Origin of the sequence: Blastopirellula sp. J2-11, from assembly GCF_024584705.1 — a bacterium.
Lineage (GTDB): Bacteria > Planctomycetota > Planctomycetia > Pirellulales > Pirellulaceae > Blastopirellula.
On the sequence record NZ_CP097384.1, the window covers coordinates 3,393,749 to 3,407,880 of the forward strand.

The window sequence follows — 14,132 nt, forward strand, 5'->3', positions numbered from 1 at the left end:
GGGCGCCAACCACAAGGTCGACAGTATAGTATGCTTGCTACCGAGGTTGGCGTTTCCCCGTCGAGTCGAGTCACGACCTGGCAGCCATCTCATTCTGATACGCCGCCGCTTTCCCGACAACCAGCACTGGCCGCATGCCCAACTCCCCTCCCCCCTTCAATCGCCTCAGCAGCACCTGTTTCGCGTTTCGCGGTTACAACTTTGAAAACCTCGGCCGCACGCCTGAGTTGTTAGCGCATGCGCAGTATGGCCCGCTCGTTCGTCGCCGCTTGATCGAGTGCGGGGAGATCGCGGGCCGGAACGTCGGCCGCGAGGTCAATTTGGTGCGGCGCGTCGAATCTCGCATCGAGCCTGACTTATCGGCCTATGTCGACGCGGTTGCGTTGATCATCGCCGCCGAAATGGCGCAGCTCGATATCCTGCGCGAGCTGTTCCATGTCGAACTCGAACAATCACAAAGCTATTTTGGGTATAGCCTGGGCGAGATTGTCGCGCTCTGCGCGTCGGGCGCTTTGTCGATCGAAGATGCGGTCGGCATTCCCACATCTCTGGCCGACGATACGGCAAGTCTCGCCGCTACGTGCCAATTGGCGGTCGTCTTTTGTCGCAAGCAAGAATTACCGCTAAAAGTCGTGCAGCAGTGCTGTATTGAAACCAATCAGGAAGGGGACGAAATGGTGGGCGTTTCGGCCGTCCTCTCGCCAAACTCGGTGCTGATTATCGGCGAGGGAACTTCGCTCGAACGTTGCCGGCAAAAAATGGCGGGCCGGATTCCGGCTCGGATCTTTTTCAAGATCAACGAGCATCGCTGGCCGCCGATGCATACGCCGCTCGTTTGGCGGAAGAGCATCAACACACGCGCCGCGATGTTCATGGCCAAGATGGAAAGCGGCTTGACAGTCCCGCAGCCGCCGGTCCTTTCGATGGTGACCGGCAAGCGCAGCTACGACGAGATCAATCTGCGCGACACGATCTATCGCTGGGTCGATCAGCCGCAACTGCTCTGGGCGGTCGTTTACGAAACCTTGCGCAGCGGCGTCGAGACGATCGTTCACATCGGACCCGGCCCCAACATCATTCCGGCCACCTATCACCGTCTGGCCGACAACGTGCAGATTCAAACGCGCGGCAGTCTCGGTTCGCGCACGCTGTCGACGTTCGTCAATCGTCCCTGGCTAAAATCACTGCTGCCGGAACGAGCGGCGCTGCTGCGAGCCCCCATGATTCAGCACATCATGATCGAAGACTGGCTGCTAGCGCAAGAATTTTAATCAACAAAGCGCCGCGTGCGGTTTGAAGTTGCGCTATTTTTGAAACAAACGATGGTTGGCCCGGATAGCTCCGCTATCTGGGCCGACGAAGTCGGTAAGCGGACCCAATCCGCGATTGGCGTCTGATCGGTTTTCGGCTACAAGGATTAGAGCGCTGTAGCGTCTTCAGCGTCAGCAAGGCGACCGAAGCAGGCGAATCCTGAGATTCGTCAACGCAAACCAGCGCAGCCGCAGCAAAGCTGAAACGCTACAGACGGAGTGGGAACCGCTCTAGGATCGAAAATCCTCATCCGCTGCGATCCGCAAACAGAGTCCGGCTGCGCAGCCCCGATAGCGGAGCTATCGCGGCCAACCAGCAAAATAGCGCAACTGCAAAACGGACGCGGCGGGTTCGTTCTACTTATCGATGTCGCTCTGTTCGCGCGTCGCCAACCGATAGCAGGCCGCTTGCTCGGCGTTGCGGACCAACAACAGATCGCCGGTCAGGCACAGATTGTTCCAGTTGGGCGAGATCTCACTCTCCAGCGCCTGGATGCGTCCTCCTTCTTGGTACGCATCCGGGTTCGCGGCGACCAGCACCAATTCGCCCTCTTCGGTCATTACGAGTAGTTGGTCGCCGACCATTAACAGCTGACCATGTCCAAACCCACGTTCGCGCCAGGTTCGCTCTCCATCGGCGGCGGTGACGCATTCCAGGATGCCGTCGTTCAGACCATAGATAAAGCCATCTTTCACCGCGACGTTGGTGAACTTGGTTTTGAGCAAACGACCGTCGGACCAGACGTCTTGCACTTCGTACTTGTCATCCGCTGGCTTTTCGATCGCAAAGACGCGGGCGCCTTGGCCGTACCCTTTGCTGACCAAAATTCTTCCCCCGCCTAGATCCACCGGTTGCGAGCAAGTCGCGGCGCCCGACGAGTCGCCGGCCCAATCGGTGATCCAGAGTTGCTTTCCGGTTTCGGGATTGTGTCCACTGACGGTGCTTTCGTTGACCGTCATGATTTGCGTTTCGTCGCCGAGCTGGAACAAACTGGGGGATGCGTAGCTCATCGGCTGCTCTCCGCCGGTCCAAACTTGCTCGCCAGACTGAGCGTCATAGGCGACCAGCGTGGTCGATTCTTTGCGTGTCGGTCCGCCTGCCGGCAAGATGATCAGTGCGCGTTCTTTCCCCTCGTACAGCAGCGGCGAACCTGCGCGGCCCCACGCGACGATTCCATCAAACTGAGCTTGCGTCGTGTTAAATTCGGCCAACAAATCGTGCCGCCAAATGACGTCGCCGGTCACCGAATCTAAACAGACCAAATTGCCGGTCGCTCCGACCGCGTAAACTTTGCCGTTGTGCACCAGCGGCGTTGAGCGCGGACCGACATAACCCAACACGGTTTCGTGCCGCGCGTCATGTTTAAAATTCCAAACCGGCTCGCCATCGGCGACTCGATAGCACGAGACGTATTCGCTGGGACCACGCTGCTCCATCGTGTAGGCGAGATCGCCGACAACGACAAAGCCCGACCAGCCTGCCCCGATGGGACGCCGCCAAACTTCCTGCGGCGGAGTTGCGTTCCAGTCGCCAGCTAACGCTGGGCCAGCCAACTTCAGATTGCGGTCAGGCCCCAGAAATTGCGGGAAGTCATGCTCGGTCGAGTTCGTACTGTCGCCATCGGTTGCCCCCCCGCCGTCGAGCGCGCCAAGTTGCTGATCGGCGCTCTGTGCAAACCGATAGGCGAAAATCGGCTTCATTTCGCCGTCGACATGCACAATGCGAAAAACGCTAAAAAAGATCGCCGGCGCCAACAAAACGCACGCCATCGGTAGGAGGCGAACCGAGAGATTCCAATCGCTGAACAAGGTGAACCAAATCAGCGGAATGAAAAAAGCGAAAAAGACGCCGATCAGCGTCATCACATTGCCCACCGCGCCGTCAAACAGCAGCGGCGCCATGTCGCGAACGCTGGCCAATGGGCCATCCCCCAGCTCGATGGCTGACTGGCCAAATAGCGCCAGCAGCACAAATATCCCGGAAAATAGCCAAGTGCGGAGCGGCGGAAAGAGACGCGGCGGCCGATCCTGGCTGGTCGAGGTCTCGTGAGTAGGACTAGATTCGACCGGCTCGGTCATGCGCTGCTCCCAAAAATCATTTTTTGTCACGCAATGATTGTAGGTAGGAGTACAAATCGGCCAACCCCGGATCGTCCACTCCGTTCAGCAAACCGACCGGCATCATTGATCGCCGGCTAGGACGACGCAAGATGATCTCATCCTCCAAGATCCGCTCGGTCACGCCGGGCCCGGTCTGAATCAGCGTCCCGGCGGGTGATTCGTAGACGATCGTGCCGGTAAAGCTTTTGCCGGACCGGGTCATCAACTGCGTCGTGTGGAACAGCGGCGAGACGTCGCGATTCGGATCGACGATCGCCATAAACAGGTCGTACTGGCGAAATCGCCCGGTGATATTGTCGAGGGCCGGTCCTAACCGCCCCGAGGTCGCATGACACTGTTTACAGCCGCGAGCGGCGAAGATCGCTTCTCCGCGCTTCGCGTCCCCGGCTTCCCAGACGACTTCAGTCAGGCGACTTTTCCAGCTCGCTTCGTCCGCGGCGTAGGCGAACAGCTCTTTGTGCAACAGCGGATACTTCGCGGCGAACCAATCAAACCAGGGCTGGTACGTCTCGCTTGTCGCGGCGTCTTGCTTTTCCGGCGTCGCGATCGCCGCACCGGTCCAAACTTGCAACAACTGAGCGATCGCCTGGCTTTGATTTGCCGGCTGCCCCGGCATACAGGCCGAGCGCAGCGCTTTCATCGCCGTCAACAGATCCGCTTCGGCGACAGCGGCCTTCGGCATCTTTCTCAAAATTTCGGCCGCCAACAGCACCGACGCCGGATTGGCCGAAAGGAGCGAGTCGACAAACCGCTGGCGATCCTCCTTTTGGCGGGCTTCGCCCAATCGTGCAAGTACGGCATGTCGCATGTTGAAGTCGTCCCAGCGCGCTCGCAGCACGTCCAGACGTTCCGCTACGGGCAACGCATCCAGCAACGGCATCATCTCGTCAGGCCAACTTTCCTCGATGTCGTCAACGTCATTTTCCGCGAGAATTTTGGTCACCGCAGCCGCTTGTTGCGGGAGCGTGAAGTAAGAAGCGAAGAGCGAATGTTCGAGCATCCCAAAATCGTCGCTCGCAATCATCGCAGCGGCCAATTGCGGCGTCTGCTGCAGCTCGGCGGAGAACGCTTCGCCGATGCGGAGCGACCAGTTTCGACTGATGGTCAGTCGAGAGTCGGCGATTTTTGCGAACAGCTGCAAATAGGCGTTCGCCTCGGCGGCGATCACTTCTGGCGAACGCTCACCGGGGATTCGCGACAGACAAATCAGGTAGTGCTCATCTTCTTCGACCGTTGATTCGTCGGTCCAAAACTGCGCAACCTGCTCGACAAAGTTGGGCGCCGGTTGCTCGATCATCGCCAGCGTCCGCGCGATTTCGGTATCGACCGTCGGCTCGTCCACCGGAAAAATCGGATCCAACTTGCTCGCCAATTGATCCCACATCGTCAGCGGCGCCGTGCGCGGACGCCCCGGCGAGTAGCCAGCGTAAACGTCGGGATCGACGCGCTCGGCGGTAATGTCGCCCAGGGCAATTTGCACGACGCGAATCGCGTCTTGCTGTTCATGGAGCGTCTTGGGATCCGCCAGTCGATCGACCGCCTGGTGAATCACGTGGACGATCTTCTCGGAACTTGCATTGTGAGCCGCGGTCTGCGACCAGATCGCCGCAATCGAATGCCCGACGTCGACCTTCGTATCTGGAGACTTTTCCAGAATTCGCTCGAACGCGACGAGCGCCGCGCTGCGGACATCGCGATCCTCTTCCTTCAGAGAGTTCCAATTGCAGCTTTCGACCTGTTTTTCGTAGGTCGCGGCTGAAGCGATCGCTTCCCAAGCCGCGCGACGCACGATCGGCGACGCGTGATGGGTCAGTTCATAAAATTGCACCGGACAAACGTCATCTCGTCGGCAAGTCAAACTCCAGATCGCCCGGGCGACAACCGCGTCAGACGTTGAGCTCAGCACTTGCTCTACTTCCGGTCCATTTTGCAAGCCGCCGAACAATTCGGTGACGATTTCAACCGCGCGGACGCGCTCGACGGCCGCACGTTCTTCCTGCTGCATCGCCGCGATAAACGGCTGACGTCCCAGTTGCAACGCCCGCGGCGCCCACTTGGCGTACGACCAGGCGGCTTGCGGCTGCGGCGCATTGAGGACTTGATCGACCGGCTGGCTGTCTCCACTTCCTGCGGCCTGGTCGCCAACATACTCAATCTTAAAAATCCCGCCGCGCGTGCCGCGCCCGCCGATCGCTAAATACATTTCGCCCTCTTTGCCGACGGCGATGTCGACCGGCGCCAGGCCGGCGGCGCCGGTGGTTTCTAAGAAGGTTTCTTGGCTTGCTTTCATTCCGGCCCCCTCGGGGGTTAGCGGAAAGAAGTAAACTTTTCCCAGGGTCCAGCAGCAGCTGAAGACGCCGCGGCGATATTTTTTGGGGAAGGCCGTGTGGCGATAGGTTTCGACGCCGGTCGGCGAGCCGCGGCCGATATCGACAAGGCGCGCACGGCTGTCGAAATAGGTCGGCGGGCGATTCCAACTGCGTTGCCAACCATGCAAGACCCAGCCATGATGCTGCGCCACGCCGATGTCAAACAAACGATTGGGCGTGTACCACGGCAGATGTTGATCTCGTTCGCCATCGGCGTCGACCGTCAACATGTGCCCAGCGGCGTCGAAGGCGAAGTCGTACGGGTTACGGAAGCCGTGCGCCACAACTTCCGATTGGTGAGTCTCGGGATTGATACGAATGATCGCGCCGGTCTGAGGATGTTCGATCGGCGAGTGAGAAGTGGTGACGTGACGCTCGAAGATTTTTGCGTCGTTTCCGCAGATCACATAGATCCAACCGTCGGCCCCACAGACAACGCCGTTGGTTCCATGCTCGGGATGGTGCGACTGCTCCAATATTTCGGCAGGCCCATCGGCCTTGCCATCCCCATCGGCGTCGCTCAGCTTGAGCAAGCCCAAGTCGCCGCTGCAGTAGAGATCGCCGCCACGAAACGCCATACCGTGAGCGCCGCTACGCGGAACGTCGGAAAAGAGAGTCGCCCGATCGGCGATCCCGTCAGCGTCGTCATCATGCAATGTTTTGACGTAGCCGGAGCCTGCGACCACGACACGGCCTTCGGCGTCAAGCGTCATCGAGTAGATGTCGTGGGCCAAGTCGTCATCAGCAAAGAGCGTCGCGCGGAATCCGGCCGGGACCGAAATTCCAGCTGCCTCTTCGGCAGAAAATCCAGCAGCGACAAGCGATGTCTGGACGGCGACCGTCAGCAAGAGCAAAGAAAAGCGGGGCATAGCGTCAGAACCAATCAGGTGGGCTGGGTAGGTGGGAAGCTACTCACATCCTAAACGCCAAGCCTCTGCCGCTCAAATGCCGTTGCGACTTAGCGATGAACCCCAACCGACCACGAAACGTGCGGCGGATGGTGATGGTGGCGATGGTGGCGATATCGATAATAAGGGGGCGCACACCAAGGATCGTAGTATTCCTCGACAACAACGGGGCGACTTTCGACATAGCGCACCGGCTGAACCAACGGGGGCGGATTCTGCAATGCGGCCAAGACCGGATCGGTGACTCCTGCCCCTTTTAGTTGGATCAAATCTTGGGGGGTCGGCGGCGTCGCGACGCCGTGGCGGTTGATATGCGAGATGATCACCTGATCGCCGAGTCCAGCCTGGCTCATCGCGGCGACGTCTTGAAACGTCGTTGCGCCCGCCAATTGACGACCGAGTCGCTCTTGGAAGATCGCCTGATTACGAGCATCGGTCTCATCAATACTCGATCCAACCGCCGAACCGGCGACCGCTCCGACACCGGCGCCGATCAATGCGCCCGCTCCGGTATGTCCAGTCGCATTACCAATTGCAGCACCGGCGACAGCGCCGGTGAGACCGCCCACGGCCGCCAGGCGATCTTGCGCATAAGGAGAGCGACAGCCGATCGCCATAACGATCAGCGCGGCGATCGAGAATTTCACCAAATTGATTGTCATCCGTTCCATCTCCGACGGCGCTCGTACTTCCGTTTCCCTCGTTATCGGCGCCTAGGCGGCGATAGAGCATCCGAGCGATGCGGAATCATGGCAGCGGCGGTTGTATGGGTCAAGCTGACTTTTGAAGAAGGGTAAGCAGCTAAAGTGGGGCAGCTAAAAAGGGGGTCAGGTCCCAATTTTGCTACAAAATTGGGACCTGACCCCCTTTTTAGCGGAGGGACCTAGTGTGCTATCGCCTGCCGTGCTAGCTGCCGGGCGATTTGGGTGAGAATTTGGCCCACTTTTCAAACGCGGCGGATCGTTCTACATCGGTCGCAAAGCCGATCGTGCGGTAGCTGTACAGATAGTTCGCGTCGGCTGTGATCCGGTCAAAGCTAAACTCCCGCGGATTACGGCCGCTTAAATGAACTGCCGCCGCCAAAGCGACGTCGCGAACCTGGCTTTCGAAGGGTTCCCGTTGATTGACCGGGACAATGCCATTGTCGTTGTCGAATAGCTGTTCGAGAAATGGGATATCTTCGGTCGAACCCAATTTGGCGATCGCTAGAATCGAGTAAGCCAGATGCAGGTTGTTCGGCACCGCTTGCGATGAAGGACCGGGATCCTCGACCATCGACCGAGCGAGTAATACGCCGGCCTGAAGATCTTCGCGAATCGACAACAACAACACCGAAAAACGATGCTGCATCGACAAATGAGGGCTATCGACCGAGTTGCGGATCCAGCAGTTGAAGAGCTTGCGGACGACTTCCGCCTCGTCGGGGTTGTTGAGCGCCTGGGTAATCGGTCGCGAGGAGAGCGAGTACTGCAGTTCGGCGAAAGCGGGCGCGGTGACTTCAAAATTGGGACTGCTAGTCAGCAACAACAACGCGGCGACGCTCGCCATGCTGGGAGGAGATTGCGAATTGTAAAGGCGAAGTCGCAACTCCAACGCGCGACGATAAACCGCATAGTCAATCTCGTTCGGTCTGTTTTTCGCCAGATCCAACAACTCCCATTCGCTTTCGGACATGCGCGCGAAAATTCGCCGCGATACGGCGTCATCGCCGACGATCTCACGAAACTGCGGCCAACAAGGGAGCGAAAGCTCGTCACGAGAGTTCCGAAACGCGTTGATCCGATCACGCCGATCTTTGGCGACAATTCCATCCAGCAGGTTGATCGCTTGCATTTTGACGGTCGGATCAGGTGCGGTCGATGCGACGACCAGCGCCGCATGTGCCTCCATCCCGCGTTCTAACAGGCATTCGGCCGATCTTTTGCGGGTCTGAAAGTCGTCGGCGCCTAGTCCAATCACCAACTGGTCAATCGATTCGGTTTCTTCGGCAAAGCCCGGCGACGCCCAGCCACAGGCCAAAACGACGGCGAAAAGCAGGAGGCGAGAATAGGTCATCATGCGGCGCCAGATGAAAGGAAGGGACTGTGGAATCCCATTTTAGACGCCAAGCAGGGGAATCGTCTATGAAAAACCTGGGTGACGCCCCGCTTGCCGCCAACCGGGCCGGCAAGTAAAGTGATGTCTTCTAGGGATTTGTGGCCGCTTGCAGCTTTACTGCTAAAGTGCCCTCATCAACGAAAAGTTCGTGTGATGAGCTGAAGAAACAGTCGTTTCTGCTGCGGCCAATGTATTTTTTCAAAAGCCGCCTTCTTTGCGCCACTTGGGTTTCCCCTCTGCGGCGCGACTGTGCGGCCATTTTTTAAGCCGCCATTATGAACGACCCAAATCGCGTCCCGCTCGACGTTTCTGACCTTGGTTTGTCGACCTCTTCCGTCCAAGCTGGCGAAGCGCGTCAAAAACCGGAAAGCGCGATCACCGATCCGATTTTCTGCGCTTCGACCTACACGTTTACCGATACCGCGTCGGTCATTCGCTATATCGAAGAAAACGAAGAGCGCGAAGAATATGGCCGTTACGGCAATCCCGGCGAAAAAGTCGTCGAGAAGAAACTAGCGGCCCTGGAAGGGGGCGAAGACGCCGTTTTGTATTCCAGCGGCATGGCGGCGATCGTCGGCTTGTTGATGGCTAAGCTCAACGCCGGCGACGAAGTGATCTTCTTTGACGAATGTTATCATCGCAGCCGCGAGTTTTGCTCGAAGCATCTCTCGCGCTTCGGCGTCGTCACGCGACAGGTCAAAGCGTGCGACTACGACGCGATGGAGCAAGCGATCAACAAAAACACCAAAATGTTGGTCAGCGAGTCTCCCACCAATCCGCACTTGAGCGTCGTCGATCTCGAAAAATTCGCCGCAATCGGCAAAAAGCATGGGGTTGAAACGCTGATCGACGCGACGCTGGCGACTCCTTACAACGTTCGCCCGTTGGAATATGGCGTCGACTACGTGCTGCACTCTGCGACCAAATATCTGGCCGGTCACAATGACTTGCTGGCCGGCGTCATCATCGGCTCAAAAACGCAGATGGAGTCGGTTCGCAAGCTGCGCGGCATCATGGGCGGGATCAACTCGCCCCACAATATCTACCTGTTGCTCCGCGGCTTAAAGACCTTCAGCTTGCGAATGGAACGCCATAACCAGAACGGTCAGGCGATCGCCGAATTCCTGGAAACTCATCCCAAAGTTGAGAAGGTTTACTATCCCGGTTTGCCGTCCCACAAATATTATGAAATCGCAAAGCAGACGATGCGCGGCTACGGCGGCCTGATCACGTTTTTGGTCAAAGACGCCGATTGGCGGAAAACGGCCGACGTGATCGATGCCGTGAAGATCCCCCGCATCGCGCCCAGCTTGGGAGGCGTCGAGTCGCTGATCGAGCAACCGCTGGTGATGAGCTACTATCAGCTCGCGCCGGAAGAACGGGCCAAGTTCGGCATTTATGACAACATGATCCGAATGGCTTGCGGCATCGAAGACGCCGCCGACTTGATCGCCGACTTGAAACAAGCGCTCGATTCGATTTAGACAAGTAATCAGGTAGGGTGGGTGAAGCAAGCTGCCTTGGATTCGGCTATCTTCAACAGGCGTGATCGGCTTTGCTCCACCTACGCTACGGCTACTAAACAAAATCAGCCGCACGGCGTTAGCCGCGGTTTCTGATTAGCCGCGGCTTTTTCGCTGATTGTTGGTCATTACTGAGCTCGCATCAGAAACCGGAGCTAACGCTCTGCGGCTGATATTATTCAAGCAGAAAGTGAAGACGGATGCAGTTCCGCACCAAAGCGATCCATGTCGGTAATTCTCGCGATCCGCAAACCGGCGCCGTTGTGCCGCCGATCCATGTCGCCAGCACTTACGTGCAGCCTGGCGCCGGAGAATGGGGCGAATTCGACTATTCGCGGAGCGGCAATCCGACGCGCAAAAACCTGGAAACGACGCTTGCCGCCTTGGAAGGGGGAACCGGCGCTCTCGCCTATGCTTCCGGCATGGCGGCGATCCATGGCGCGATGATGCTGCTGGAATCCGGCGACCATATCGTCGCCGGATCGGACATTTACGGAGGCGCTTATCGCTTGCTCCATAAAATCTGCAATCGATCTGGGGTAACGACCACGCTTGCTCCGTCAAGCGATCTGGGCGCGCTGGAAGCGGCGATCACGCCGCAGACCAAGATGCTGTGGATCGAAAGTCCCGGCAATCCGCAAATGTCGATCACCGACATCGCCGCCTGCGCCGAGATCGCCAAGCGACATCACTTGCTGCTAGGAGTCGACAGCACCTTCGCAACGCCGGTGTTGACCCGTCCGTTGGAATTGGGCGCCGACATCGTCATGCATTCGGCCACCAAATATTTTGGCGGACATAGCGACGTGCTGGGTGGTGCGTTGGTCGTCAACGACAAATCGCTCTACGACCGACTTTACTTTGTGCAAAACGCAACCGGCGCGGTGCTGGGACCGTTTGAATCATTTCTGGTCAGTCGCGGCCTGAAAACGCTGGAGCTGCGTGTGCGTGAACAATGCCGCACCGCGCAGAAGATCGCCGAGTTTCTTGACGCCGATCCGCGCGTGTCGCGCGTGCTTTACCCTGGCCTGCCAAGTCATCCAGGTCACGAGATCGCCGCTCGCCAGATGGAAGGCGGCTTTGGCGCGATGCTCAGCTTTGAGGTGAACGGCGATTTCGCCGCCACCAAAAAAGTAGCCGAGTCGACCCGACTGTTTCAATTGGCCGTCAGTCTGGGCGCGGTCGAATCGCTGATCGAGCAGCCGGCGTCGATGTCGCACGCTAGCTATGATCGCGACGCTCGCTTGGCTCACGGAATCCGGGACGAACTGATCCGACTCTCGATCGGCCTGGAAGCGTTTGAAGATCTGCGCGACGACTTGGATCAAGCGCTGGGCGCATAAAAAAAACGCCTCGAACCGGAGGCGTTTTCAGCAATTCTTACGGGTCCAAGTCAATGACTACTTCGACCTGGGCGCCGCATAGTACGAAGCCCCCTTGGTGGTGTGGCTGACGCGCGACACCGGTCGCTTCTCGGCGATCACTTTGCTGTAGTACAGCTTTGATTGCGCCGGCGTGGGGCCAGCTTGGGCCGATTTCCAGCTTCCCGGAGGTTGGAAGCGGGCCGGTTCTGGACGGACCGAAGTCGGCTCATCGACTTGCGGAGGAGTCGGCGGAGTCGGAATTCCGCCCCCTTCCCACATCGGCGAAGCTTCAATCACCGGCGAACCATAGTGCATCGCCGACGGAACGCCAGCGCCGCACGAGTCGCAACCGCCGCCGCAACTGCTGCAGCTTGAGCAACTGTTACAGCAAGGGTTGTAGCGAATCGGGCAAAGCAGCCGCTCCACGCCTCCCTTGATGTGGCACAAACCCGTTTTGATACCGCAGCCAATGTTCTTCAGCGCGGTTCCCAGCGGGTTGCAACAAGGATCGCAACAGGTCGATCGGCAAGCGCTGCAGCCGCATGACGAGGGAGCAGGCGCGGAGCAACCGCAATCTTGAGCCGACGCGACGTTGACCGCTAGCAGGCAAGCGACGATCACTCCACAAACCAAGTTTTTGACCATTGTTCTTTCTTCCTTCACTGATTCGTCCGCCTGGAAAGGCGGTCTATTAACGATCCCGGCGAATATTGATCGCCGGAATACTTCATCGAATCGATGCGATACAAAAAAACAGAACTTCCAGAACAACCGCCACACTCCACGACGTCGCCCCAAACCTCCCCGCTTACATCCATGGCAATTTACAGAAACTTTTCCGATTGCGACGACTTTTCCTTCAGGTTGCGTTCCTGTCGTGACGATTACATCGATGGTAGCGGAAGATTTCACCGCTCCATCCGTCCCCCCGGAATGAAGGAAATCGAGGATGACCCTTTCTATTCGTACGGCGCTAGCTGCAGTCCTGTTGGGCGCCAGCATGCTAACGTCGATTGGCTACGGCCAAGAACATCAAGATCCGATCACTCGGCTATTTTCGCCCTCGTCGGACCGAATCTATCAAGCGCGGCAGCGTGCCGCCAAAGCGAGTCGCATCGCTACGCAGATCGAAACCAATGCGGAAGTCGAAAAAGTCGACTATTCGGTTCTGGACGATCAGGCGACGGTAGAAATGATCGAACCAGGCGTCGAGTACATGGGCGAACAACCCATGATGATGGAGGGTTCGATGCACGTCGGCCACGACCACGGCCCCGGCTGCGAAAGTTGCGGAACCGGATCTTGCGGTTCGAGTTGCGGAGGCTGCGGCCAATGCAACGACTGCATGATGATGTGCGTTCCGCTTTGCTTTCGTCTGAACTGGGATGACTTTTCGCTGCACGCCGGCGTACAAGGCTTTAAAAATGGCCTGAACCGCGGCATGGACGGCAGCTTCGGCTATCTCTACGGTTTCAATTGGGGAATGCCAATCGGCTTTCTCCCGAAATCGGGTTTGGGATTTCAGATCGGCATGTCCGGTTCGAACGCCAATCTGTATGAAGCGAGCTTTACTGATTCGACCCGCGATCAAACCTTCTTCACCGTCGGGCTATTTCGCCGCGTCGACTGGGGCTGGCAAGGTGGCCTCGTCTTCGATCACCTGAAAGATCAGTGGTACTATGACGTCGAAGTGAGCCAGGTTCGCGGCCAGCTAAGCTGGGTCTTTCCGAAGTGCAACGAACTTGGTTTCCAGTTTTCAGCCAGCGATTCGGAAGGCAGCGGCACTACCACCATTACCGTGCCAGGCGCCAACATTACTCAGCTCGAAGAAACCATCGGAGCGACCAACCTGTACACCTTCTTCTGGCGTCGCAAGTTAGATGACTGCGGCAAATCGATGCGAATCCTGGGAGGTTGGACAGGCGACAGCCAGGGCATTCTCGGCGCTGACTTCCACGTGCCGCTGACCAATTGCTTGGCCCTGGACACCGGTTTCACTTTCCTGCTGCCGGATCAACAAGATGGCCGGACGCAAAATGAAGAAGAAGCCTGGAATATCGGCATCAACTTGGTTTGGTACCCACGCTGCGGCTCGGCCTCGGGCAGCACCAGCTATTATCGCCCGCTGATGAACGTGGCGAACAACGGCGACTTTATCCTGCGTCGCCAATAAAAGAAGTCATTTCGAGGGGAGGAGTCAAGCCGCCGCTGACCAGGCCATGCCTGGAACTGCGGCGGCTTGCTCCATTTATTTCCTTGAAGAGACCCAAGTAGACGTAACTCTGCTGGGTATCATGACTTCACAAAACCAGCTGGCGCCGATATACTTGCGCGTTTACCAGACTAAGTTGCACGTAGACCGGGTGATCCGCCGAAGCTCATCGTAGAGAATCGGCCTGCTCCGCAGTCGCCAAGTTCGATTGCGTCGAGCTGCACACGA

At 58.0% G+C, this 14,132-nt stretch carries 9 protein-coding genes; 4 read left to right on the forward strand and 5 right to left on the reverse strand.

Annotated elements, in window-relative coordinates:
* Positions 1-134: 134 nt before the first annotated feature.
* A complete protein-coding gene (locus M4951_RS13515) occupies positions 135-1,271 on the forward strand; it encodes a hypothetical protein (protein ID WP_262022182.1) in 1,137 nt (378 codons plus the stop codon).
* A gap of 396 nt (positions 1,272-1,667) precedes the next feature.
* On the opposite strand, the gene M4951_RS13520 is transcribed toward M4951_RS13515, so the two are convergent.
* The 4 genes from M4951_RS13520 to M4951_RS13535 form a co-directional block, all read right to left on the reverse strand.
* Positions 1,668-3,389 carry a PQQ-like beta-propeller repeat protein gene (locus M4951_RS13520; protein ID WP_262022183.1) on the reverse strand — a complete coding sequence of 574 codons (1,722 nt, stop codon included), beginning with the start codon at positions 3,387-3,389 and terminating at the stop codon, positions 1,668-1,670.
* 16 nt (positions 3,390-3,405) lie between these two features.
* The gene (locus tag M4951_RS13525) at positions 3,406-6,669 is read right to left on the reverse strand and encodes a hypothetical protein (protein ID WP_262022184.1); all 3,264 of its coding nucleotides are present in this window, start codon (positions 6,667-6,669) and stop codon (positions 3,406-3,408) included.
* An 89-nt stretch (positions 6,670-6,758) separates the two neighbouring features.
* Positions 6,759-7,370, reverse strand: a complete 612-nt coding sequence (locus M4951_RS13530) for a glycine zipper domain-containing protein (RefSeq protein WP_262022185.1) — start codon at positions 7,368-7,370, stop codon at positions 6,759-6,761.
* A gap of 244 nt (positions 7,371-7,614) precedes the next feature.
* Positions 7,615-8,766: a hypothetical protein gene (locus M4951_RS13535; RefSeq protein WP_262022186.1), complete on the reverse strand. Its 1,152-nt coding sequence runs from the start codon at positions 8,764-8,766 to the stop codon at positions 7,615-7,617.
* A gap of 314 nt (positions 8,767-9,080) precedes the next feature.
* On the opposite strand from M4951_RS13535, the gene M4951_RS13540 reads away from it, so the two are divergent.
* Together M4951_RS13540 and M4951_RS13545 are read left to right on the forward strand one after the other, a co-directional pair.
* Positions 9,081-10,289, forward strand: a complete 1,209-nt coding sequence (locus tag M4951_RS13540; RefSeq protein WP_262022187.1) for a trans-sulfuration enzyme family protein — start codon at positions 9,081-9,083, stop codon at positions 10,287-10,289.
* A gap of 239 nt (positions 10,290-10,528) precedes the next feature.
* On the forward strand, positions 10,529-11,671 hold the full coding sequence (locus tag M4951_RS13545) for a trans-sulfuration enzyme family protein (protein ID WP_262022188.1): 1,143 nt from the start codon (positions 10,529-10,531) through the stop codon (positions 11,669-11,671).
* Between the two features lie 57 nt (positions 11,672-11,728).
* Here M4951_RS13545 and M4951_RS13550 read toward each other — a convergent pair whose 3' ends face one another.
* The gene (locus M4951_RS13550) at positions 11,729-12,337 is read right to left on the reverse strand and encodes a hypothetical protein (RefSeq protein WP_262022189.1); all 609 of its coding nucleotides are present in this window, start codon (positions 12,335-12,337) and stop codon (positions 11,729-11,731) included.
* 304 nt (positions 12,338-12,641) lie between these two features.
* Between M4951_RS13550 and M4951_RS13555 the strand changes: the two genes are divergently transcribed.
* Positions 12,642-13,865, forward strand: a complete 1,224-nt coding sequence (locus M4951_RS13555) for a DUF6666 family protein (RefSeq protein ID WP_262022190.1) — start codon at positions 12,642-12,644, stop codon at positions 13,863-13,865.
* Positions 13,866-14,132: the final 267 nt, after the last annotated feature.